The sequence below is a fragment of the Leclercia sp. LTM14 genome (assembly GCF_023736175.1).
Lineage (GTDB): Bacteria > Pseudomonadota > Gammaproteobacteria > Enterobacterales > Enterobacteriaceae > Enterobacter > Enterobacter barmai.
This window is the reverse complement of the sequence record NZ_JAIKTT010000001.1, coordinates 395,713-419,659: the sequence shown is the minus strand read 5'-3', so window position 1 is coordinate 419,659 and position 23,947 is coordinate 395,713. Positions and strand designations below refer to the sequence as shown.

Genomic DNA, 23,947 nt, shown 5'->3' with positions numbered 1-23,947 from the left:
ACGCATACGCCCCTCATTAGCTACCCATCTGTGGGTTTTATGTTTAATGCATTGATATTATTTATTATTTTCTTGAGTGTGCACAGCACTTCCAATGGTTTATTTCCATTTGAAATACAGCCAGTTTTTTTATTCTTCTTACGGAACACATGGCACCTCATTTGGTTGAACCTGCCATTCCTGCCACCGACGAACAAGCGTAGCCACACAGGGATTACCCGCTAGTTGATTCATTCTGACCCAGTCAACGTCAACCAGTCCTGCAAGAAGTTCATAATTCAGTTCCCCCTGTAATGCATGCCACTGGCGAATACTGGGCTGACGTTGAATAAGGGGTTGAGGGGAGGAAAGACTGCCAACAATGACATAATTTTGCTCTGGATCATGCCAGAGCCGTGTAATACCCGGTACGTTTTTGAGCCAGTTGCGGGGATCGCCTAAAGGTAAATCGAAGACACGCGATAATAATTTATTCCATGATGCTATTAGCGATGTACTAGCTCTCTTTACTGATTTTTGAGCGACTCCCTCCATTAGCGCATTTTTCTTTTCAGGCCATTGGCAAAAACAAATTTTTTTAAAATATCATAAGTGACATTGAATTCATTGTTGGAATAATATTTTTTTAAAGCGCATTCCCATAGCTTACACAACAATTTTAGTTCACGAAGTAACGTATTTCTATTTGTATCGGATAATTCACCCTCTTCAGTAAGTTGGTCTATATGAAAAGTGAGTTCATCCATTTCGGGTAATAGCCATTTATTAAGGGGGAGCTGTTGCCTTTGATAATCCAGAATAGTCATTAAATCGTTTAATTTCTCCGGAAGCATATGAGGTGCTCCATATTGTGGATCCTGTAGGAGGATAGTCACTTCTTCCGTTTTGTGAATTATTATCGTCAACCGATTAATAAACCGGGTCAACTTATCTGCTTCATTCCAAATCCCTTGAGTAATATCCTGAGGGCGATAATGGTAAGGCCACTTTTCGTTAAGTAGAGCGAGTAATACTGTTACGGAGGTATCAAATGAACGGAGTACATTATCACAAGCTGAAACAGCATCTGTCAGAGTTGGGTGAAATGGTAATATTATTGGGCGGTCTTGTTTAACAGTAAACAAAAAACCATCAGTAATTACAGCAAGATTGGTAGTGAGTAGATCCTTTTGTTGCGGGAGCGTAACACTAATTTTGGCCTCATTGCATAGCAGCAAATGCTTCAGGGCTAACTCTTTATATACAATTTCAACATTACGTGCCAAGGTTTCCTGAACCGCTTTTTTCTCAAAATCACTGATATTATAATCATAGTAACGAGAATCTGCGGCAGGAATAAGCCTAGTGTCACCGTCAGAAGTAAAGTGTTCGATGAGCCATTTATCTTTAACAGGGTCACCTGTGAGATCAAAAGGGTTAATATTAATATGCTGGCAAGCAACTTTGGTTCTCAACGTTTGTGTTAATGGGTAGCGATCTTCGATGATACCCGGAGTCTGATCCAACAGAACAAGGAGGCACTGTGATTTATCAATTTCTATATTCCCAATCTGATCAGGTTCTATATCAGACAATAATGACATTTGTGCATTAGGATATTTTTCATTCAGCAGAGACTGAATGTTATTAACAATATATTGCGCAGATACATTTTTAGAAAAACGAAGATCGAGAACCTTTATCTCTTTGTCAAGCTGTACACTTGGGAATTTAGCCTTGTCAGTTGTTTTAAATTTCGTTTTAAGCGGTAAAGGGCGTAACTTAAGGACTACTGCAGATAACCCGAAGCCAAATTTCCTTGCTTGCTCAATAAATTCATTTTGAACAGGTTGAAGGATCCACGGCCAGCTATTTTTGAGTGAGGTTGAGGACGAAAGATCGAGGAAAGGGCGTAACTTGCGTTTGTCTTTATTTTTGCTTACTTCCCGGTAAATCTGAGATTTAGGTTTTGTTGTTTTCTCCGCTTTCCAGCGGACAAGAACATTATTTTTATCATATATCCATAATGGTTGATGAATATTAAATGGTTCGTTTTTTATATCGACTGGACGTAACGGAACATTTTTATGAAATAATATAACCTCAGTTGTATTTTTATCGCTTCTTTGTTGAGTGCGACAGTCCAGACTAATTGCATTGATACCGCAACTATTCTTACTTTTCCAGACGTCTGTCTGCAGTAATGGGCATCCCAGAGTATGGCTACCTTTGCAATGCGAACCAAAAGCAGAGACTTTACGCATGATAAGCCGGATCCATACCGGATTCAGCATAGCCTCGTAATGGACACGCGTTGGTTCAACAATAATCCCATCACCATTTTTAATTACTGGTGGATTATCCTGCTCAGAGTCCAAAGCAACGTATAGTCCAAATTGATCTTTATGAGACTTCATCAAATAAGGGTAATAGCGGCTACCTAACTCATCATCAATTTGGGTTTGCCATTCTTTCCAGCGATAGTTTTTACTTAATGGATAATGATAGACAACCAGTTTTTTAGCTTTCTCCCGATCGATCTCGTTGTCCCGGTAAATCATGTGTGAAAGGGGGAGAGAACGGTTTATTTCGTCATTACGTTTCGCCATGATGTTATGCTCTTTCCATAATGTTTTGATTAATGATTTTTTTGAGTTGCCCGAATCCGGGTGTTTCCACTGAAACTGTGTCCGGGGTCACACACCCGCCGAGAACCAGAATGTCCGCATTATAAGGATTTTGAACAGGGGTTAATTGGTGAGAGAAACCCAGTAATTGACTATTAGCATGTGGAGCAACAAAGTTGGCGATAACCAATTTGGTTTTATTACCCTCGATAGCGCGAATTTGTGCCAGTTTTTTACTCAAACCCAGAGGGGTATGCTCTTGATTTGCGCCAAACGCCAACCATTGTTGATATTCTTCATCTGCCTTATCGAGAGTATCTTGTCTCCAGAACTTAGCATCCACACGATAATCAGAATTTTTTATGCTGAAATCATATAGCTCAAAAAGCCGGTGATTGCTCACCTGACCGGTGGTAATGATGCTCTCTGAATAAAGAAGTGCCCGGATAGCCTCTTCTCCCAGACGTCCCATTAGCAGGCGTTGTACAACAAGTGGATGGAATGCGTAACGTTCTTCCAAATCGTTCGCGAAGGGCATAATAGACGTTCTGTAACCTTTACGGTTGAACCAGTCAGTAATGGCAGGATGACGTTGGATATACTGATAAAGTTTCTGAGGGTTGTATTGGCGCAGCCCTTCTGCTGCTTTGTCAAAAAACCGCCATGTCTGTGGGGAGTACCAGATTTTGCCGTCAGTATTAGCTAGTTTCGGTTTTTCAAAGCAAGCCCATTTATATAATTCAAGATCAATGTCGAAAGCGTTTTTTCCCGGTTCCCAGGCTAAATCATGTTGAAGTACTGCTTTACCGAGTTGTCGCCAGAGTAATGGGATGTCATCTCTTGGTGTTGACTGTTCCCGTAATAACCGAATAGCCGGAACCAGCCGCTGATCGATATAATCCAATGCTAGTTTTCCAGGCTGTGTCGGCGTCATGAGCTGGCTGAAGAAATTGCTCTGTGTCAGTTCATCACGCTCCCGAAGTGTATCCAGTAATTGACGATTGAGTGCGGAAAGCTGTCGACGATTTGATGTATAAATAGGCAGTGAAGCAAAGCGGGACAGATCTTTTGCCAGTTCAGAATCAAGCTGAATCTCAGCGGTGGGTACTTCACACCAGGCCCTCTCAATACGACCAACCTGCTGTTGAACATTGGCTGCCGTATTTTTTATATAATCGCTGGTTCTCTTATACTCTCCGTTTAACCGGGAAATTTCGTTCTTCCGGTTCAGCATCAGTGGCAGGATGAAGCGCTGATGCTGTTTACGTGAAATTTCTCCTGCACGGAGTAGTTTTTCCAGATTGCGTAACTGGAAGCCTGCATGAGCCATATCATCATTGCTATCTGCACTGGTCTGGAAAGCGGAAAAGTAATAATGCCGTGATTCCAGTAAATATAAACAGGTCAAATCCATATTTTTGCCGGATTCAGGCAAGCTAAAATCCAGATTTATACCGTTAGTGGCAGAGGCAGTTTGTGTCAGCACAATAACAATACGCCGGGAAGCAAATGCGGCCTGATAGGCATCACTGAAGCCCTTTTTTTCTGGCATTCTGCGGTTAACAGACAGATTAGTGCGGGCTCGTTATGTATGGTCAATGGGATAAACACATCAGTAAAATTCTTTAGCAGAAGATTGTCGGATAAAGGCGGGTCCAGTTTTAACCATGTTAGGCAATCTCTGCTTTGTGTCGCTATTGCAGCAGTTAGCCATTTTCTTAAATAAGATATGGAATTAACGAAAGCCAGATGTCCTCGGTGCTGAGGTTTTTTCCCTGCCAGATCCAGCACATCAAGCAGTTTAAGTAGAATATTCTGGCGATATTCTGATTCGAAATCTGTTGAAGGTTCATCATCATTCTGGAAAAAGGCGGGGGGCAGAGAAGCGAGCAAATCGGCTGAATGCGGGCTGTTCTTTATTTTATTAAAATCATGGATCTCAGTATTCAGTTGTGTCTTTCTGATGCTTTCCTTGCTGCTATTAATCTCTTCTATCGCGGTATTCTGTAACTGAAGGTCATCATCTGTCTGAACATAGGGTATCGGTTCTTTAAACCAGGAATCAGGTCGGTTTTCAAAAGTTGTTCCGAGATAGCTTTTCGTAACTGCGGGGTTACGTGCTTCCGCAATATAGCGTAAGGCTGAGTTTACCCACCGGACATCAAAGTGGTTGCAGGCCCTTTCAATATATGATGTGGCCGATAGTGCAAAAACGAGATTACGGCTGGCTAGTGACAATAGTAGACCTTCTGCTGTTGTGGGCAAAAACGCACGCTTGATCTGTATTCGTAATGGATCGATATCGGTATCCACAACATTTTGTTTCAGCAACCAGTTAGTTAACCCAAAAATACTGGCATGAGTATTGGGCAAAATATTATTTTTTCTTAGTTCCCGCAGTTCTGGCAGCTCGGTACGTGGTAACAAAAACCGGGACATATTTGGCAGGGTTGAGCCATAGTATGATGGCCTATAGTCATTGACAGGGTCGAACAGAAGGCGGGTTAATTTTTTAATATATTCATGCGCTTCGTCTTCACTGGCTGTCAGATCCGTTAGCATCAGGTTAAACTGCCGAATAAATTTTTCCATGAGACGTAAAAAATCGCTGATATCAATTATTGACTTATTGTCCTGAGGTAAAGCGTTGGGTTTTATAATTTCATATCCATGCTCCGCTTTTCGCATAATGAGCCGCTCGCTGGTGACTAAATGATCAGAACGAAATAAGTAATGCTCACCGAATGACTCACCTGTCAGATATTGTTGTAGTGGCATAACCAGCGATCTGGCGTGTGTTAAATCTACATCTTTCTCAACTAACGTATTTTCCAGATTTTCAAGAAACTCAGCCAAGCGCATACGGATCATCGGAGCTGGCTCTGTTGCAACATGCTGCATACGTTGCAACAACCTGCGCCCCCCATCCAGCAATTGGCCCAGACATTCTGGCGGCTCCTGAACCCACTGGGCCTGAGCCAGATACTCCTGTAATACCTCGGCCTGATAATCAAATTCGTCAATAAAAATGATGTGATTACGTAACTCTTTGCTGGACATACGTACTTTTCGCCGCCCATCGTAAAATGATGAAACCAGCTTTTGGGTTGTCATGATCAGCAGATGTTGCTTTTCGTCACGCCAGGCAATGGCGGGAAGAATTCGTCTAATCCAGGCATGACGACGGAAATCATCGAGCCGCTGCTTCGCTGCTTGCGTAAGTTCATTCATTTCGCCTTATTTTTGTTTTTGCTTTTTGAATTCTTTATCCAGAGATTTAATATTCTGAATCAGCGTTATTTCTACCGCTGTACACGAATTGACTAGCGCTTCTTTCTCACTGGCGATGGCGGCCCGAAAATGGGATGGATAATTTTTTAGCGTTCTGTTGATACGAAGTATATTGTTGCAACTTTTGCGCAATTTTTCAGCCATATCCTTTCTGGCAAACAGGTTACTGGCATGCAACTCATCGATAGACGTAAAAGGGTTGGGTAACGAAGCTGGAGAAATATTTGTCTCATGAGGTAACTGTTTCGCTTCAACGGCAGATACAATCTGTTCTTCTTGTGCATAAAGCACGCTGACCTTGAATGGCTCTCCGTTACTGTCTTTATGTTCCGCTGTTTTTTCATAAATGTCGTGCAGTATGTTCCAGCGGTGGGTTACCAGAATGGCCTGAAAGCCTGCCTTTTTAATGGATTCCAGTGCCGGAAGTGTGCTGTCTTCATGGCCAGGACGATAAAGCGAGCTCGTCTTCCCGCTACCTGTTGGCCCCTGAAGCTGGCAAAATCCTGCGATACGACGGGTAGTTTGGGATTTTCTTGCTTGAGAAAGGGTGTATTCAATAACGGCATTGTAGGAACGTAATAAAGGGGCACTCACATTTCACCTCATCCATGTCGGGTTATCGAAGAGTAAAATTTCAGCAAATTCATGTTACGCCGATCGGGTATCATTTCAATGTTTAATATTAATTTCTCTTTATAAAACAACGCTTATAATACATTTATTGGCTGGATGATTTGATGGTGTGTTATACATCTGGCTCTTGTGCTGCGGGACCCTTTTTTATAACAATCTGCGATCTGTATTCCACGACTTCCCCTTGCCGTTTTCGACCGAAAGCGGTTTCATTTACTCCCTCCAGCGGGCAAAGCGCAGTTCGCTGGAACGGATATACAGATGCAGGGTCAGCGCTACCGCCAGTCTTGTTAACTGCCGCGATAGTCACCGATGCGCTCCAGCTACTCGGACAACCGCTCCAGCGGCAGGGCAGGATAATGATTTTTAACCGGCGGCGCGTTGACGCCTTACAGATGCAGCGCCGGATTGTTTTCAGTCAGTCCCTGCTGAACGGCGTAACGCATGATGTTGCAGAGTTGCTGCCGAGGACGGGATGCGACTTCCAGAAAGCCTTTATCCTCGATAACTTTCAATAACGCCGTGAAATGCTGCGTTTTCAGCAGAGTGACGGGCAGATGGCCGACTGCTAGGAATATGGTTTTTCATACTGGCAAGAATGCACTCTGCATCGTCAGCCGACCACTTTTTGTTGGTTTTATGCCATGCCACCGCAACGGCCTCAAAGCATTTTTCCGGTGACGTGGCGGCTTTTTCAGTCATACGTTGTTGTGCGGGATTGATATTCTGCGCCAGTAGTGTACGGATACCGTCGCGCTGCTGGCCGGCATCGGCAAGCGAAACCTGCGGATAGGCGCCTAACGCAATGCGGGATTCTTTTAGGTTGAAGCGATATTTGAGATACCAGAAGCGTGAACCGCCCGGATTGACAAGCAGATACAGACCATGAGAATCGGTCAGTTTAAAGGGTTTATCAAAAAGCTTGATAGTGCGGATTTTCGCGACGGACAGAGACATATGGTGGTCACTTCATTATCGAACTGAAATGACCCTAAATCAGACCACCAATTTCGCCGGATGCGGAGGGAAAACCAGATACACATCGGGAAAGATTTTCACGCTAACTTATTGAAACCTAATCTAATAGGGACTTATAAGTACGCCTGAAAACGGGAATATGGCTCCTCTGACTGGACTCGAACCAGTGACATACGGATTAACAGTCCGCCGTTCTACCGACTGAACTACAGAGGAATCGTGTGAACGGGGCGCATATTATCGACGTCAGGTGCACTTGTCAAAGGGTGATCCCACCTGCTGGTATCGTTTGCTGACAAAATCAGCAAAGTGGCGTTTTCCACAGCGGTTTGCACGTTTTTGGTGCGGATATACCCCGAATGGGGCAGATCATAAACCGCTGTTTCACTTCAAAAAGCCGCGACAGCAATTGGATTTCCTTATTTTCAGCCGCTTAGCGGACATATCGGACCTCTTTTAAAAACTGGCAAGCATCTTGCAAAACCCTCTGTACATTCGCGCCGGAACCGGCAACGCATTTCGTACAGGGGGCAAAATGAACTTAAGACGACTGAAATACTTCGTAAAAATCGTCGATATCGGTAGCCTGACCCAGGCTGCTGAAGTGTTGCATATCGCACAGCCGGCATTGAGCCAGCAGGTGGCCACTCTGGAAGGTGAACTCGATCAGCAGCTGTTGATCCGCACGAAACGCGGCGTAACGCCCACTGAAGCCGGCAAGATCCTCTACACTCATGCACGCACTATTTTGCGCCAGTGTGAGCAGGCGCAGCTTGCGGTGTGCAATGTCGGCCAGACGCTAACCGGGCAGGTCTCGATTGGGCTGGCGCCGGGCACGGCGGCCTCGTCTGTGACCATGCCGTTATTACAGGCAGTGCGCGCAGAACTACCGGAGGTGCTGGTCTACCTGCACGAAAACAGCGGCGCGGCGCTGAACGATAAATTACTCAGCGGGCAGCTGGATATGGCGGTGCTATACGATCGTTCCCCTGTGGCGGGGATCACCAGCCAGCCGGTACTGAAAGAAGATCTCTTTCTGGTAGGCACGCGGGATTGTCCGGGACAGAGCGTGGATTTAAACGCCGTAGCGGAGATGAATCTGTTCTTACCCCGCGATTACAGCGCCGTGCGTTTGCGCGTCGATGAGGCCTTCTCTCTGCGCCGCCTGACGGCAAAAATCATCGGTGAAATCGACTCAATATCTACCCTGACCGCCGCCATTGCCAGCGGGATGGGCGTAACGGTTCTGCCTGAATCCGCCGCGCGCTCGCTTTCCAGTGCTGCCAATGGCTGGATGGCGAGAATCTCCTCGCCGTCGATGAGCCTGCCGTTGTCGCTTAATGTCTCTGCCCGCGGATCTTTATCACCACAGGCGCAGGCGGTGAAAGAGATCCTCATGTCGCTGGTGAGCCGCCCGTCACTGGAGAATCGCGAGCTACAGCTGGTGAGCTGATATTCCATAAAGGTATAAGTTGCGGGTTTTTATTATTTGTTCTCACGACGGGCACACTCTAACAATAGCGTCATGTCAGATTCGCCGGAGTGAAGCGTGAATTTCCAGCAACTTAAAATTATCCGTGAGGCGGCCCGTCGGGATTACAACCTGACCGAGGTCGCCAACATGCTCTACACCTCCCAGTCGGGCGTCAGCCGCCATATCCGCGAGCTGGAAGAGGAGCTGGGCATTGAGATTTTCATTCGCCGCGGCAAACGCCTGCTGGGGATGACCGAGCCCGGCAAGGCGCTGCTGACCATCGCCGAACGCATTCTCAACGAAGCGAGCAACGTGCGCCGTCTGGCCGATCTCTTCACCAACGATGCCTCCGGCGTGTTGACCATCGCCACCACCCACACTCAGGCCCGCTACAGCCTGCCGCCGGTGATCAAGGCCTTCCGGGAGCTGTTCCCGGATGTGCGTCTGGAGCTGATCCAGGGCACGCCGCAGGAGATAGAAGTGCTGCTGCAAAACGGCGGGGCGGATATCGGCATCGCCAGCGAGCGCTTAAGCAACGATCCGCTGCTGGCGGCGTTCCCGTGGTTTCGCTGGCATCACAGCCTGCTGCTGCCGGTCGACCATCCGCTGACGCAGGTCTCCCCGCTGACGCTGGAGGCTATCGCCAAATGGCCGTTAATCACCTATCGCCAGGGCATCACCGGCCGCTCCCGCATCGATGAAGCCTTTAACCGCAAAGGGCTGACGCCGGATGTGGTGCTCAGCGCCCAGGACTCCGACGTGATCCGAACCTACGTCGAGCTGGGGCTGGGGATCGGGCTGGTGGCGGAACAGTCCGGCGACGAGCGCGAGCAGGGGAATTTGCTACGTCTCGATACTCGCCACCTGTTTGATGCCAACACCGTCTGGCTTGGGCTTAAGCGGGGACAGTTGCAGCGCAACTATGTCTGGCGCTTTATCGAACTTTGCAACGCCGGGCTGTCGGTGGATGAGATTAAACGTCAGGTCATGGAGCCGGAAGAAGCGGCGATTGACTACCAGATATAGCCTGAACGACCCCGCCATGCGGGGTTTTTTCTGTGTCGCTTCCAGCAATGAACACAGTTACATTGCATGAAGATGTTTCTTGCGAAATCTCATCCAGTTTCCCTCAGCCACACTTCCTCTTTCCCGGTAAAAAAGATAGTTTCAATATAGGCTTTAACCTATATAGTTTTTAACCTATGTTATCAGGGAGGACTCGTGTGGAAGATTGAAACGACGGATACGTTTGATCGTTGGTTGAACGTGCTGGCGGATCGCGAATTGACGGCTTACCTGAACAGTAAAGGAGAGGAGTAAAATATGGGCAGAACGCTGGAGCAGCTGCTTGCAGAGGAAAAACCAGAGGTCATTAGCGCCGCCACTGTTCTGGCGGAAGAGATGCTTCTCAATATTCATCTGGCTGAACTGCGCGAGAAAGTGAATAAAACGCAGAACGAAATGGCTCAGGCGCTGGGCCTGAAGCAGCCGACGGTGGCGGGTATGGAAAAGGCCGGGCGCGATATTAAACTTTCTACCCTGAAACGCTATGTTGAGGCGGCAGGGGGCAAACTGCGTGTGGAGGTCGATCTGCCGGATGGCTCCCATTACGGCTTTGCGCTTTGAGATGAGTTTTATTGATAAAAATGTGCAAAAGCAAAAAGCCCGCTTAAGTTTCCTTAAGCGGGCTTCTCAAATATGGCTCCTCTGACTGGACTCGAACCAGTGACATACGGATTAACAGTCCGCCGTTCTACCGACTGAACTACAGAGGAATCGTGTGAACGAGGCGCATATTAATGGCCTCGCTATTTTGTGTCAACACTAAATTCAACGCCCTGATTCAATTGATTAATTATGACTCAGGCTGCTGATTTAGTGTACTTGCGTGGCGGGATCATCGCCGGGTCCTTCATTTTCACGCAAACGCTGCAGCGGGTCCTGCTGGTAAAACTGGCAAAAACGCTGCCACAGCGCCGGGAAGCGGGGGGCGAAAAGCTCGGGGGCGCTGAAGAAATATTCCGATAACACTGCAAAGCACTCAGCAGGATCGGTGGCGGCATAAGCGTCAATGCTGGCCGCGCTTTCGCCCACCAGATCGATCTCATCCTGAATGTTGTTCATGGCAGCGTGCAGGTCGTGTTCCCATCCTGCCACTTCACGTAACGGGATAAACGGCACGCCGCTGGCGCGATCGCCGTTACGGGTATCCAGCTTATGAGCCACTTCATGAATGATGAGGTTGAAACCGGATGCGTCGAAGGAGTCCTGAATATCCAGCCAGTTGAGGATAATCGGCCCCTGCTGCCAGCTTTGACCGGACTGCACCATTCGCTGACTGTGAACCAGCCCGATGTCATCCTCCCACTCGTCGTCCACTACAAACGGCGCCGGGTAGATCAGCACTTCATGGAATCCGTCCAGCCACTCGATACCCAACTGCAGTACCGGCAGGCAAAAGAGCAGGGCAATACGGGTGCTCTTGCGATCGTCGAGTTCAAAACCCTGGAGCGGCACCAGGCGTTTCTGCTGTAAGAACCGCATGGCAAGCTGTACCAGACGCGATTTATCCTCATCCGATAAAGTGGACAGAACGGGGATCGCCAGCGCCTCTTCCCACGGCAGCGCCGCGCTTCGGGCGGATTCATTCGATTTCCAGGGCCACTTAATCATCGCTTTGCTCGCAAACTCGTTACTTGAACAAAATTGAACGGTTATGGTCTGTTAAAATGCCAGATTACTCGTCAGAATTTCTGCTCGCTTCTCACCAGACTTCCTGTGCGCTGGTTACCTTATCATTCCGCTTACGAGAAGTAACAGCCCTTTACCGCCTCATAACAATATATGTGAGCTAAATCAGGATGTTTGCCTGAAGAGGCTGTTTTACGGACATTACTCCTGGTGGCAATACTGTCTGAGCAGGGCAATCTGCTCTGGACGCAGGCGATAACGATAGACGGGCCGGCCGGTTGCGCCATAGTGAATGCTGGTGTGCAGAATGTTGACCTGCGCCAGCCAGATCAGGTATTTGCGACAGGATACCCGCGAAATATTGACTGCGTTCGCCAGATCGTCGGTCGAGAACTCTGTCCCCGGATGGGCATCAATCCATAAGCACAATGTACGTAGTGTCTGAGGGGTTAATCCTTTCGGCAGGCGACGACTGTCCGCCAGCTCCGGCGCACCACCGCGTAGCAGTCGGTCAACGTCTGCCTGCTCATAATACTGGTGCGAATCCATCAGCTGTTTTTTCTTGCACCAGCCGTTCAACGCCTCGGCAAAACGCGGAAATTGAAACGGTTTGATCAGGTAATCCACCACGCCATAATGCATGGCGGTTTGAAGGGTGGTGGCGTCCGAGGCCGAGGTGATCATAATGACGTCCGTTTTACGCCCGGACGCGCGGATCGTCGGCAGCAGGCTCAGGCCACTGTCGCGCTGCATATAGACATCCAGCAGGATCAGATCCACCTGTCGGGCAGGGGAGTGCAGTACGGCTTCAGCCTCTGCAAGGGAAGTGGCAATGCCGCAGCAGCAAAATCCCTCGACCCGGTCTACGTACTGGCGGTTAAGATCGGCCACCATGGCATCGTCATCAACAATCAAAACATGTATCACGCGTTATTCCTTTCACTGTCCCAGGGGAGTTGCACAAAAAACTGGGTAAACACGCCCGGCTCAGATTCTACGGCGATCTCCCCGCCCAGATTTTCGATTTGCTGACGGGCGAGGAAGAGTCCCACCCCCCGGTTATCACCTTTGGTGGAAAAACCTTTGCTAAAAATGGCCTGCAGATGCTCAGGGGCGATACCCGGGCCATCGTCATTCACCTCGGCACTCAGCCAGCCCTGTTGATAATGCAGCAGCAGACTGATTTCCCCTTCGCCCTGCGTTGCCATGGCATCAAGCGCATTTTCAATCAGATTACCGAGCACGGTAACCAGGCCTGCGACCTGCTGCGCGTTCGGGTTATCGGGAACCTGACTGGCATCAGAGAGTGTGAGGCTAACCCCCAGTTCTCTGGCACGGTTGATTTTGCTCAGCAAAACCCGGCAACCACCGGCGATTTGACGTTGCGCTGCAGCGTGCCGACATCGCTCTGCCAGGTATTGGCGGTCAGCAGGACGTACTCTTCAAGTCTGGCATATTGCTTCATATGCAGCAGCCCGAGGATCACATGCAGCTTATTCATAAACTCGTGGGAGTGGCTGCGCAGGGCATCGAGATAGTTCACCATGCCGTCCAGTCTCTGCAGAAGCTCACTGATTTCGGTCTTATCGCGAAAAGTGGTGATAGCACCCATCAGCTGATTATCGCTTTTCACGGGCAAAGTATTACAGAGCAACAATCGACCGTGGCAGTTGATCTCCTGGTCCTCAAGGGATTGTCCGCTACGTAACACCTCGCGAAGGTTCGCCAGCAGCGGGGCTTCATGCAGGGTATTGCTGCTGGCGCTGATATTCAGGATCTGCCGGGCGGCATGGTTGACCATCGTCACATGCCCCTGCTGATCTACGGCAATGACGCCCTCGCGCAGGGATTGCAGCATCGCCTGACGCTGCTCCAGCAGGGCTGAGATTTGCCAGGGTTCCAGTCCGAACAGAACGCGCTTCAGCATTCTGACCAGCCCCCAGGCGCCGAGCGCCCCCAGCAGCGCGCTGAACAGTACCAGCCAGATGGCATCCCAGCGGTTGCGGGCGATCTGCTGTTCGACTTTATTGAGCGAGATCCCCACCGCAACCACTCCAATCTGCTGATGCTGTGCGTTGTAGACCGGCGTGAACACGCGCAGCGCCTCGTCGAGCACCCCGTGATTGATGGCGACATTTTCTTTATCCTCCAGCGCGGGGCGGAGATCGTCGCCAATAAAAGCTTTGCCCAGCAGAGTGCTGTTGGGATGCGAATAGCGGATCCCTTGCATATTGGTGACAACCGCAAACAGCAGGTTGTTGCGCTGCATTACGGCCAGGGCGACGGGCTGAATAATGTTGCTCTCCGGCGGGAGCGACAAGCCGCGGATAACCTCCGGGCTGTCGGCCAGCGTTCTGGCAACCGCCAGGGCGGTATCCCGCACCCCGTCACGGGTGGCCCGGGTGATTTGCGCGAAATAGAGGACAAAAATCACCAGCAGCACCGCGCCCGTCACGCTGTACACCATCAATGTGACCAGCGTGTTGAGTTTCATTGGGCGCTTGTGCGTGGAGGGAAGGGGCGGCAAATCGCGCATTGAAACTCCGGTAAATACAGAAAGGAGGGCATTATCGCTGATGGCGCTAATTTGTAAAAGGGATGTAAAACGGAGGGCGGCAGAAAGCAAAAAGCCCGCTTCGCAGCGGGCTTAACAGATTGTTGTCGGCCAATCAGAACTGGTAAACGATACCCAGCGCGAACTGGTCGTCAGAGTGACCGCCGGTACGGGCCGCGTCGTCTTCGTCCAGCAGGTTAAATTTGTATGCGGTGTAGACGTTCATGTTCTTGTTGAAGTAGTACCAGGTACCCAGTTCAACATAGTTCACGAGATCGGCGTTGAAACCGCCACGGCCGTTCTTCTCACCCAGATCTTTGCCTGAGGAATAGACGTAGCCCAGGGAAGGACGCAGGCCGAAATCAAACTGGTACTGCACCACGGCTTCGACGTTCTGGGTTTTGTTAGCAAATCCAACATCGCCACCGGCCCAGGTCATGTTACGGGTTTCACCGTACATTACCGCTGCATAAAGGTTGTTTGCATCGTACTTCGCTGCCAGGGACCAGACTTCAGCATTCTCGCCATAGCCGTCAGCAGCCTGCTTGTCAGTACGGTCAGATTTGCCGTATACGCCCACGAAGCCGAAGCCATCGAAGTTGTAGCTAACTGATGAGCTGTAACCGTCGCCGTTGGCTTTCTCCACCTGGTTATCATGGTTTTTGCCCTGGTACTGCAGCGCAAAATCCAGACCTTCAACCGCGCCGAAGAAGTCCGAATTACGATAGGTCGCCACGCCGGTGGTACGGCCGGTCATAAAGTTATCGGTGTGAACCCAGGAATCACCGCCCCATTCTACGAGCATATCGGTGTAAGCACCGGCGTCGTAGGCTACGCCATAGTTACGGCCATAATCAAAGGAGCCGTACTCGCCGAATTTCAGGCCTGCAAATGCCAGACGGGTGCTCTGCTCCTGATCGCCTTCCGGGGCGTTGGCGGGCATGTTGTACTCAAACTGACCGAAACCGGTCAGCCGATCGCTGATTTGTGTTTCGCCTTTAATGCCAAAACGGGCATAGGAGGTATCGGCGTTTTCACTGTTGCTATCATCGGTCTTGTCCCAGATACGCTCACCGACCATCTTTCCGTACAGATCGAATTTATTGCCGTTTTTATTGTAAATTTCCGCCGCGTTAGCCACGCCTGCGCTCAATAAAACGGGGACCAGAACTGCCAGTACTTTTCTTTTCATTATATATTCCCTTTCATGTATTTTCTTTATGAATATACGCAACCCCCTCCGGGTTACCGGGTCAATACTATTTCAGAGCGGGTTTTTACTGTTTAAAAATAAATGTAACTAAGTTATTTAGATTATTTCTAAATGTTAATTGATGAGTATTTATATATCTGTTGAATTATTTATTAGAAATCATGACTGCTGTGAATTAATATCTATTTGAATTTTGAATAGAAGCCGAGATGTGTATTTGCGAGATGAAATAGTCTGCAAAAAGGAAAAAATCCCGATAAGAATATCGGGAAAAATAAAGGGTAATTTGAGGGTGGTTATGGTGAAGCGAAAAAAACACATAACTCATGCATCATGACACACTTATCCGCTTTGTTGAATATATTTCCTTGGGCTCAGGGGCGGCAGGAAATTAGCTATTTGCCTTTCTGTGGAAACCATTTGTTTTATGAATGACTTTAATTAATTAATAATTATCATCAATATAAAATTGCGCTGGATCAACTTAATTAATTTTTTTAAGGAGGATTCTGTAACGGGGGAATGTATTTTATAATAAAATGTAATTGATTTATTAATATGGATTGGTGATGTGAATGTTGCCCCGGCATCGCACAAAAGGAGAAGGGAATATGCAAAACAAACGCGAACGTAGCCCTGGCGGAATACTGGCCTTGTGGGTCTTTTATGCATTTTGCGGCTATTTCATCTGGACAGTAATGCACTATATGTGGGTGATAGGCAAAGTCACCACTTTTCTGGACTCGCTGGCGGGAGACGATCCCTGTGTAATATCCAGTAAATTGTTGGGGGTGATGTTACGTTTTATGGCGTTAAGCGCAGTGGGGGCAATCCTTGCCAGTATTGCCTGGTACACCCGTCCGCGTGATGTGCCAGACCAGTAAATAATTGCTATTGTACGGCTTTTCACTATATGGAAAGCGCTATGGAACTCGTGCAGTGGCAGCAACGTTTTGAAAACTGGCTGATGGCGCATCATGCCAGCGATGATACCGCGCATGATATTTCTCATTTTCGCCGGGTCTGGAATACCTCACAGCGGCTGATGAAAGACCAGCAGGTTGACGCTCTGGTCATTCTGACGGCCTGTTATTTTCACGATATTGTCAGCCTGCCGAAAAACCATCCGCAGCGGGGCCGCTCGTCGCAACTGGCCGCTGAAAAGACGATCGCTATTCTGGGCGAATACTTTGCGGATTTCCCCACCCGGCTTTACGCTGCCGTTCAGCATGCGATTGAGGCGCACAGCTTCAGCGCCGGGATCCCGCCTCGCACCCTGGAAGCGAAAATCGTGCAGGATGCCGACAGGCTGGAAGCCCTTGGCGCCATTGGTCTGGCGCGCGTGTTTGCCGTCTCCGGCGCGCTGGGCGTGCCCCTCTTCGATCCGGACGATCCCTTTGCCGATGGGCGCGAGTTGAACGACCGCGCGTTTGCGCTGGACCATTTCCAGACCAAACTGCTGCGCCTGCCCCGGACGATGCAGACCGCGGCCGGACGCGAACTGGCGCGCCAGAGCGCCGATTTTCTGATCCAGTTTATGGCCCGTCTCAGCGCCGAGCTGCGCGGGGATTACGAAGGTACCGACAGCGGGGTATTACAGCGCTTCCGGGAGGGTCTGTAAGGCCTTTCTGTGTTACTCTGTTTACATCCTTTTTGGTCCGGTTAAATGTATGCAGGAAAATGTATCAGTGACGGAATCCGCGCCTTTGCTGGCAGTAAAATCAACGGCGTCCGTTCAGGCGTTATTGTGCCAACTGCTGGAAATTTACGATGCCAGAACCCTGGCCCATCTTCTAAATGCTCAGGGTGAGAGCCACTGGAGCCCGGCGATCCTCAAGCGGCTGGTGACCAGTGAGCGGGCAGGGCATCGTCTCAGCGACGGCGAATTTGGCATGCTGCAAAACCTGCTCCCGCGTCCTCCTGCCTGTCACCCTCACTATGCTTTCCGCTTTGTCGATCTGTTTGCCGGGATCGGTGGTATCCGCCATGGCTTCGAGGCGATTGGCGGGCAGTGCGTGTTTACCAGCGAATGGAACAAACACGCGGTGCGTACCTACAAGGCCAACTGGTATTGCGATCCTGACGCGCATCAGTTCAACGAAGATATTCGCGAAGTGACGCTCAGCCACCAGAGCGGCGTCACTGACGAAGAAGCGGCGCAGCACATTCGGGACAACATCCCCGAGCATGACGTGTTGCTGGCGGGCTTTCCCTGTCAGCCGTTTTCCCTGGCGGGCGTGTCAAAGAAAAACGCGCTGGGCCGTGCGCACGGGTTTGCCTGCGACACTCAGGGGACGCTGTTCTTCGACGTGGCCCGCATTATTGACGCCCGCCGCCCGGCGATCTTCGTGCTGGAAAATGTCAAAAACCTGAAGAGCCATGACGGAGGCAAAACGTTCCGCATCATCATGCAGACCCTGGATGAGCTGGGGTATGACGTGGCGGATGCGGCGGATAGCGGGCCGGACGATCCGAAGATTGTCGATGGCAAACATTTCCTGCCCCAGCACCGGGAGCGCATCGTGCTGGTGGGCTTTCGACGGGATCTCAACCTGCGGGGCAACTTTACGCTGCGCGATCTCCCTGGACTGTGGCCGACCCGCCGCACGACGATTGCCGATCTACTCGAGCCGGTAGTGGACGCCAAATTCATTCTCACCCCGGTGCTGTGGAAGTATCTTTATCGCTATGCCAAAAAGCATCAGGCCAAGGGCAACGGCTTTGGCTTTGGGATGGTCGATCCCACCAATCCGCACAGCGTGGCCCGCACCCTGTCGGCACGCTATTACAAAGATGGCGCCGAGATCCTCATCGACCGTGGCTGGGATAAAGCCCTGGGCGAGCGCGATTTTGATGATGCCGAAAATCAGCGCCACCGTCCGCGCCGCCTGACGCCACGCGAATGCGCGCGCCTGATGGGCTTTGAAACTCCGCAGGGCTACAGCTTCCGCATTCCGGTATCGGATACCCAGGCCTATCGCCAGTTTGGTAACTCGGTGGTGGTTCCAGCGTTTGCCGCCGTGGCACGCTTGCTGGAGTCGCGCATTCTGCAGGCGGTAGAACAACGCAAGACCGGGGCCGCGTATGGCGGACGTTCACAATAAGGCCACGCGCAGTAAAAACATGCGTGCCATCGGTACGCGGGACACCGCTATCGAGAAACGGCTCGCGGGTTTGCTCATGGAGGTCGGATTTGAGTTTCGCGTGCAGGACGCCGCGCTTCCCGGACGACCTGATTTTGTTATCGATAGCGGCCAATGCGTGATCTTCACCCACGGCTGCTTCTGGCATCGCCACAACTGCTACCTGTTTAAAGTGCCCGCGACCCGCACCGATTTCTGGCTGGATAAAATTGGCAAAAACGTGGCGCGCGACGCGCGGGATATCACGTTGTTGCAGGAGCAGGGCTGGCGGGTACTGGTGGTGTGGGAGTGTGCGCTGCGCGGCCGAATGAAGCTGGATGACAGGGCGCTTATGGAGCGGCTGGAGGAGTGGATCTGCAGCGGCGGCAAAACCGCGCAGATCGACACTCAGGGCATTCGCCCGCTCAGGGTTTCTCCGCCTGATACGGCGTAACCACCGGTTTGGCCGGTAACAGATACTTGCCGAGCGTCACCAGCACCACGGCCATTATGATTATCCCCAGCGCCAGCCACTCTATGCTCGAAAGCGATTCCCCGCCAAGGCCCGTGCCCAGCAGGACCGCCACCACCGGGTTCACATAGGCATAGCTGGTGGCGACCGCCGGTGAGACGTTGCGGATCAGGAACATGTAGGCGTTAATCGCGATCACCGAGCCGAAAATCGCCAGATAGCCCACCGCCAGCCATCCCGACAGGTCGGGCAGGGGGGTCATTTTTTCTCCCGACAGCACGGACGCCGTCAGCAGCACGATCCCGGCGGCAACCATCTCAATGGCCCCGGCCATCATCCCGGTCGGCAACGCAATACGCGAGCCGTAGACTGAACCAAACGCCCAGCTCATCGAGCCAATCAGGATCAGCACCGCGCCCCACGGATTACCGCTCAGGTTGCCGCCGCTGTTGAGCAGAATAATGCCCGCCATCCCGATGGCGATCCCCAGCCACTCCAGCTTGCGCGTTTTGATGCCAAACAGACGACTAAAGCAGAGAGTGAACAGCGGCACGGTCGCCACGACGACCGCGGCGATCCCGGACGGCACGTTCTGATGTTCGGCGACGGTGACAAAGCCGTTGCCCACCGCCAGCAGCAGGACGCCAATCAGGGCAGCATTGAGCAACGGACGCAGGGGCGGCAGCTTATGGCCACGCAGGAACAGAAACGCCAGCAGCAGCGCGCCCGCAGAGAGAAAGCGCACCCCCGCCATCATAAGTGGCGGCCAGCTCTCCACCCCGATGCGGATCACGAAGTAGGTAGAACCCCAGATGATATAGAGCGCGAACAGCGCGCCCGCTAATGGTAATACTTGCCTGAAACGCATACTCCCTCACGGCGTAATAAAAAGGTCGCATATAGTTAACGTGAAAACTATCACGCTGGCGAGTACTTTAATTGTGTCGCAGATGTGAATAATTTGTTGACTTAATCGGGATGGTTTCGGGGTTCGCGGTTTTACTCCATACTGTTGTGGTAATTAACAAAAAAAGGAACGTTATTTTGGCGGGAAGTAGCTTATTAACACTGCTCGATGATATCGCCACGCTGCTGGACGATATTTCACTGATGGGAAAACTGGCGGCGAAAAAGACCGCGGGCGTGCTGGGGGATGACTTATCCCTCAACGCTCAACAGGTCACGGGCGTGCGCGCCAACCGCGAGCTGCCGGTGGTCTGGGCCGTGGCGAAGGGATCCTTTATCAATAAGGTGATCCTGGTGCCGCTGGCGCTGCTGATCAGCGCCTTTATCCCCTGGGCCATTACGCCCCTGTTGATGATTGGCGGGGCGTTTCTCTGTTTTGAAGGGGCAGAGAAGATCCTCCACACTATCGCATCGCGTAAAGACAAGGAGAAGGAGAGCCCGGCCGCGCGGCAACAGCGTCTGGAAGCGCTGGCCGCCAAAGATCCTGTCGCTTTCGAGCGCGATAAAGTGAAGGGGGCTATCCGTACCGACTTTATTCTGTCGGCGGAAATTGTCGCTATTACCCTCGGGATCGTGGCGGACGCGCCGCTGCTGAATCAGGTGCTGGTGCTCTCCGGCATCGCCATTCTGGTGACTATCGGGGTTTACGGACTGGTGGGGCTAATCGTCAAACTGGACGATATCGGCTACTGGCTGAGCGAGAAAACCAGCGCGCTGGCACAGGGGATCGGCAAGGCGCTGCTGGTGATTGCCCCCTGGCTGATGAAGTCATTATCGGTGATCGGCACCCTGGCGATGTTCCTGGTCGGCGGCGGGATTGTGGTACATGGTATTGCGCCGCTGCATCATGCCATTGAGCACTTCGCTGAGGCGCAAGGCGCTGTTATCGCAGCAATTTTACCGACGTTACTGAATCTGGTGCTGGGCTTTATCATTGGTCTTATCGTCGTAGCGGTAGTGAAAGTTGTCGAAAAAATGCGAGGTCGCTCACATTAATAGGCTGCGTCTATACCAGGCATAACTTCTATTCCTCGACTAAATTGATACAGTTTCACACTGATAAAGGAGGCGGTTATGGTCTTTCTGGTCAGCGATGAAGTTAAGCCTAAAAACGGCGGTCCACGTATGGTCGTTACCGGCTATGCCAGCGGAATGGTGGAGTGTCGCTGGTACGACGGTTACGGCATCAAGCAGGAAGCGTTTCGTGAAGATGAGCTTCAGCATGGTGACGGCACCCGGCGACAGGATATGGCTTAAGTCACGCTACGCCCGGCACTGCCGGGCGTTTTTGTTCGCTATAATCGCCAACAGCAGTAGCATTGCAAACCCGCCAGGCGTTAATGTCATGCGGATGGCAGAGTTGGCTTTCATGGAGAGTGTGTGGAGCACGATAACGTTTCAGGAAAAGACGCTTTTTCGGCGCGACACCGTTTTCATCCGGGCCGGGTTGTTAATATATGCTTTATTGCCGTCCTCATCTTCTCCACGCTGCTGACCTGGCGTGAGGCTGTGGTGCTGGAGGATGCCTACGCCGCCAGCCAGAAAAATCATCTGGAGACAGTGGTCAATTCACTGGATCGCCAGCTTGAATTCAGCGTTGAAAAACTGCTGTTTTTTCGCAACGGCATGCGCGACGCCCTTGAAACCCCGCTGGCCTCCACGGTGCTACACAATACTGTCTCCCATTTTAAAGATCTGCAGGGAAAACCCTTCTGGCAGCTGACGTTTGACGTGCGGCGCACCTTACCGCTAAATGGCGTTTCTGATGCCTTTGTGCGGCAAACCACCAGCCTGATACGCGACGAAGAGCGGCTAGAAAGAGAGCTGAGCGCCGCCTTCGAAATGGGCTATTTGCTGCGAATCGACGCGCCTGCGGCACACGCAAAGCGCGTGGTCTATGTCTCCCGCGCCGGGTTTTACGTCTCGACGGAACCTGCAGACTGGGGCAATGACATTATCTCCCGCTATTACCAGCTGGTAACACGCCCGTGGTACACCGGCCAGTCGGAACGTGAGAACCGGACCCGCAGCGTGCGCTGGTTTACCCAGGGGGCGGAGGATGGCACCGTCACCGTCAGCGTACCGGTCGATTATCAGCACTACTGGTACGGCGCGCTGGGAATAGACTTTACCCTTACCGGGCTCAAAAAATTGCTGCAGGACGCGGTAGACGGCAACGGTGAAGGGGAGTTCCAGCTCTACGACAACGGTTTTAACCTGCTCGTCACCTCAGAGAGCAATGCCGACGATGTGAACCATTTTGACGAGCGTGAGCGGGCGCAAATCGCCGCTGCGCTGGAAAAAGATACCGAAGGGGATCTCCGTCTGGGGAGCCGCTACGTCAACTGGCAGCATCTGGATCACTTCGATGGCGTGGTGTTGCGCATCCATACCCTTAGGGAAGGGGCCAACGGCGATTTTGGCAGTATTACTATCGCCCTGGCGCTGCTGTGGCTGCTGTTCACCGGCATGCTGGTCGTTTCCTGGATTGTGATCCGCCGGATGGTCAGCAATATGTACCGCCTGCAGCACTCGCTCCAGTGGCAGGCCTGGCACGACCCCCTGACGCGCATCAATAACCGTGGTGCGCTGTTTGAGCGCGCGAAAGCGCTGGCGAAGCGTTGTGAACAGCAAAAGCAGCCTTACTCGGTGTTGCAGATGGATCTTGATCACTTCAAAAGCGTCAACGACCGGTTTGGTCACCAGGCGGGGGATAAAGTGCTGACCCATGCGGCCGGGTTGATCACCCGTACGATACGGGAGCACGATGTCGCCGGTCGGGTTGGGGGAGAGGAGTTCTGCGTGGTGCTGCCGGACACCGGCCCGGTACAGGCGATGGTGATTGCCCAGCGCATTCGCGAGCGCATCAATCGCCGGGAGATCCTGGTGAAAAAGAGCCAGACGACCCGCGTCAGCGTGTCGATTGGCGTCAGCAGCGCGCAGGAAAGCGGGAATTACGATTTTGAACAGCTGCAGTCCATCGCCGACGCCCGTCTCTACGAGGCGAAGCAGCGAGGACGCAACCAGGTAGTGGGTCAGGACGAGAAGAAGTGATCCAGCCCTTCACGCCATCCGGCAGGACCGGGCTGGTGGGTATGGTAGACCCGCGCCGGGTCGTCGTTTTTTAGCGCCACGCCCTGGCGGTTAATGCCTTTGACCACCACGGCGTAATCGACGCTATCCAGCAGCGGGGCGTCGTTGGGGCCGTCCCCCAGGCCGAGGGTAGTGGGGAGCGCGCCTTCGCGCTGCAGGTACTGCTCGTTAAGCCAGTTAATCGCCTGGTCTTTGCCGCCGCGCTCATCCAGAACGTGCCAGAACCGCGCGCCCTGCACAAACTTCAGCCCCAGCCCGGCCAGCGCATCGTCAAAGGCGGCCATTCTCTCGTCGCTGTCGCGCCAGATAAGGGTCACCGAGGCTTCATGCAGCTTCGCCAGCGCCGCGCGCTCGCGGTTAAGCCCGGTCCACTCGCCAATCACCCGCTCATCCACATCATCAAAGGTGGTGAATTTATAACCCTCCCGGTCGCGCAGCTGGTTAATGACGTTAACGATGTCGGTATGGGCAGCGCCGGTGATTAACCGTGGGGCGTCGGGATGGTCGTTCCAGCGCACGTCCAGCTGGATCACCGCGCCGTTTTCGGCAATAAAGGGCAGGCCATCCAGGCCCAGGTCGCTCTGGATCTCCAGCATCTCCGCCGCGGTTTTACTGCTGCAGAGGATCACCGGGATCTGGTTGTCCCGTAACTTCTCCAGCCAGCCAAGCGCGGGCTGCCAGTCATAGGTGTGAATGTCCAGCAATGTGCCGTCCAGATCGCTATAAATGAGCAGCGGATCGTCAAGTGAAGGCATAGCATCTCCCGTAACTGATAAAGGCCTTTTATAGGATTTTTCTTAAAAGCAAATTCGCTAAAACGGTTTACGTCTGGAACCGATCCCGCGCACCCCGCG

Annotated in this window: 20 protein-coding genes, 2 tRNA genes and 2 pseudogenes; 10 read left to right on the top strand and 14 right to left on the bottom strand. The window is 51.7% G+C overall.

Annotated elements, in window-relative coordinates; translation table 11 throughout:
• Nucleotides 1-138: 138 nt before the first annotated feature.
• The 7 genes and pseudogenes from K5I40_RS02055 to K5I40_RS02025 form a co-directional block, all read right to left on the bottom strand.
• Entirely contained in the window at nt 139-534 is a 396-nt protein-coding gene (locus K5I40_RS02055) for a hypothetical protein (RefSeq protein ID WP_251929502.1), read from the bottom strand.
• The gene (locus K5I40_RS02050) at nt 534-2,588 is read right to left on the bottom strand and encodes a hypothetical protein (protein WP_251929503.1); all 2,055 of its coding nucleotides are present in this window, start codon (nt 2,586-2,588) and stop codon (nt 534-536) included. Before K5I40_RS02050 ends, K5I40_RS02055 begins: the two co-directional genes overlap by 1 nt.
• 4 nt (nt 2,589-2,592) lie before the next feature.
• Nucleotides 2,593-4,158: a hypothetical protein gene (locus K5I40_RS02045; RefSeq protein WP_251930993.1), complete on the bottom strand. Its 1,566-nt coding sequence runs from the start codon at nt 4,156-4,158 to the stop codon at nt 2,593-2,595.
• The gene (locus K5I40_RS02040) at nt 4,086-5,837 is read right to left on the bottom strand and encodes a hypothetical protein (protein ID WP_251930992.1); all 1,752 of its coding nucleotides are present in this window, start codon (nt 5,835-5,837) and stop codon (nt 4,086-4,088) included. The genes K5I40_RS02045 and K5I40_RS02040 overlap by 73 nt, the downstream gene beginning before the upstream one ends.
• A 6-nt stretch (nt 5,838-5,843) precedes the next feature.
• Complete coding sequence (locus tag K5I40_RS02035; protein WP_251929506.1) at nt 5,844-6,491, bottom strand: hypothetical protein; 648 nt, start codon at nt 6,489-6,491, stop codon at nt 5,844-5,846.
• 255 nt (nt 6,492-6,746) lie between these two features.
• Nucleotides 6,747-7,487, bottom strand: a pseudogene (locus K5I40_RS02030) (tyrosine-type recombinase/integrase); the annotation flags it as partial.
• 161 nt (nt 7,488-7,648) lie between these two features.
• A tRNA-Asn gene (locus K5I40_RS02025) sits at nt 7,649-7,724 on the bottom strand.
• A 319-nt stretch (nt 7,725-8,043) separates the two neighbouring features.
• Here K5I40_RS02025 and nac point away from each other — a divergent pair.
• From nac to K5I40_RS02010, 3 genes are all read left to right on the top strand, one after another.
• Nucleotides 8,044-8,961, top strand: a complete 918-nt coding sequence (gene nac, locus K5I40_RS02020; protein ID WP_039030219.1) for a nitrogen assimilation transcriptional regulator NAC — start codon at nt 8,044-8,046, stop codon at nt 8,959-8,961.
• Nucleotides 8,962-9,057: 96 nt separating this feature from the next.
• The gene (gene cbl, locus K5I40_RS02015; protein WP_039030218.1) at nt 9,058-10,008 is read left to right on the top strand and encodes an HTH-type transcriptional regulator Cbl; all 951 of its coding nucleotides are present in this window, start codon (nt 9,058-9,060) and stop codon (nt 10,006-10,008) included.
• A 297-nt stretch (nt 10,009-10,305) separates the two neighbouring features.
• Entirely contained in the window at nt 10,306-10,608 is a 303-nt protein-coding gene (locus K5I40_RS02010) for a helix-turn-helix transcriptional regulator (protein WP_223073810.1), read from the top strand.
• A 73-nt stretch (nt 10,609-10,681) separates the two neighbouring features.
• On the opposite strand, the gene K5I40_RS02005 is transcribed toward K5I40_RS02010, so the two are convergent.
• The 5 genes and pseudogenes from K5I40_RS02005 to K5I40_RS01985 form a co-directional block, all read right to left on the bottom strand.
• Nucleotides 10,682-10,757, bottom strand: a tRNA-Asn gene (locus K5I40_RS02005).
• A 100-nt stretch (nt 10,758-10,857) separates the two neighbouring features.
• A complete protein-coding gene (gene mtfA, locus K5I40_RS02000) occupies nt 10,858-11,655 on the bottom strand; it encodes a DgsA anti-repressor MtfA (RefSeq protein ID WP_039032533.1) in 798 nt (265 codons plus the stop codon).
• Nucleotides 11,656-11,874: 219 nt separating this feature from the next.
• On the bottom strand, nt 11,875-12,600 hold the full coding sequence (dcuR, locus tag K5I40_RS01995; protein ID WP_223073811.1) for a two-component system response regulator DcuR: 726 nt from the start codon (nt 12,598-12,600) through the stop codon (nt 11,875-11,877).
• Nucleotides 12,597-14,209, bottom strand: a pseudogene (locus K5I40_RS01990) (sensor histidine kinase). The gene dcuR and the pseudogene K5I40_RS01990 overlap by 4 nt, the downstream one beginning before the upstream one ends.
• 133 nt (nt 14,210-14,342) lie before the next feature.
• On the bottom strand, nt 14,343-15,419 hold the full coding sequence (locus tag K5I40_RS01985) for a porin (protein ID WP_223073813.1): 1,077 nt from the start codon (nt 15,417-15,419) through the stop codon (nt 14,343-14,345).
• A gap of 632 nt (nt 15,420-16,051) precedes the next feature.
• Here K5I40_RS01985 and drpB point away from each other — a divergent pair.
• From drpB to K5I40_RS01965, 4 genes are read left to right on the top strand one after another with little or no spacing between them, the layout of a single operon-like run.
• Entirely contained in the window at nt 16,052-16,324 is a 273-nt protein-coding gene (gene drpB / locus K5I40_RS01980) for a cell division protein DrpB (protein WP_223073814.1), read from the top strand.
• A 41-nt stretch (nt 16,325-16,365) separates the two neighbouring features.
• Entirely contained in the window at nt 16,366-17,061 is a 696-nt protein-coding gene (locus tag K5I40_RS01975; RefSeq protein ID WP_223073815.1) for a phosphohydrolase, read from the top strand.
• Nucleotides 17,062-17,110: 49 nt separating this feature from the next.
• Nucleotides 17,111-18,544 (top strand): DNA cytosine methyltransferase, encoded by a 1,434-nt coding sequence (locus K5I40_RS01970; protein WP_223073816.1) that lies wholly within the window; start codon nt 17,111-17,113, stop codon nt 18,542-18,544.
• Nucleotides 18,525-19,016, top strand: coding sequence for a very short patch repair endonuclease (locus K5I40_RS01965; RefSeq protein WP_223073817.1), 492 nt, complete (start codon nt 18,525-18,527; stop codon nt 19,014-19,016). Before K5I40_RS01970 ends, K5I40_RS01965 begins: the two co-directional genes overlap by 20 nt.
• Here K5I40_RS01965 and yedA read toward each other — a convergent pair.
• Nucleotides 18,988-19,902, bottom strand: coding sequence for a drug/metabolite exporter YedA (gene yedA, locus K5I40_RS01960; RefSeq protein WP_223073818.1), 915 nt, complete (start codon nt 19,900-19,902; stop codon nt 18,988-18,990). The two genes, K5I40_RS01965 and yedA, sit on opposite strands and share 29 nt — an antisense overlap.
• A 110-nt stretch (nt 19,903-20,012) precedes the next feature.
• On the opposite strand from yedA, the gene K5I40_RS01955 reads away from it, so the two are divergent.
• From K5I40_RS01955 to dgcQ, 3 genes are all read left to right on the top strand, one after another.
• On the top strand, nt 20,013-20,996 hold the full coding sequence (locus K5I40_RS01955) for a DUF808 domain-containing protein (protein WP_375540625.1): 984 nt from the start codon (nt 20,013-20,015) through the stop codon (nt 20,994-20,996).
• Between the two features lie 78 nt (nt 20,997-21,074).
• The gene (locus tag K5I40_RS01950; RefSeq protein WP_039032543.1) at nt 21,075-21,257 is read left to right on the top strand and encodes a YodC family protein; all 183 of its coding nucleotides are present in this window, start codon (nt 21,075-21,077) and stop codon (nt 21,255-21,257) included.
• 123 nt (nt 21,258-21,380) lie between these two features.
• Nucleotides 21,381-23,054, top strand: coding sequence for a cellulose biosynthesis regulator diguanylate cyclase DgcQ (dgcQ, locus tag K5I40_RS01945; protein WP_223073819.1), 1,674 nt, complete (start codon nt 21,381-21,383; stop codon nt 23,052-23,054).
• Here the strand turns inward: dgcQ and K5I40_RS01940 are convergent.
• Nucleotides 23,036-23,848, bottom strand: a complete 813-nt coding sequence (locus K5I40_RS01940; protein WP_138369993.1) for a mannosyl-3-phosphoglycerate phosphatase-related protein — start codon at nt 23,846-23,848, stop codon at nt 23,036-23,038. The genes dgcQ and K5I40_RS01940 overlap by 19 nt on opposite strands.
• Between the last annotated feature and the right edge of the window lie 99 nt (nt 23,849-23,947).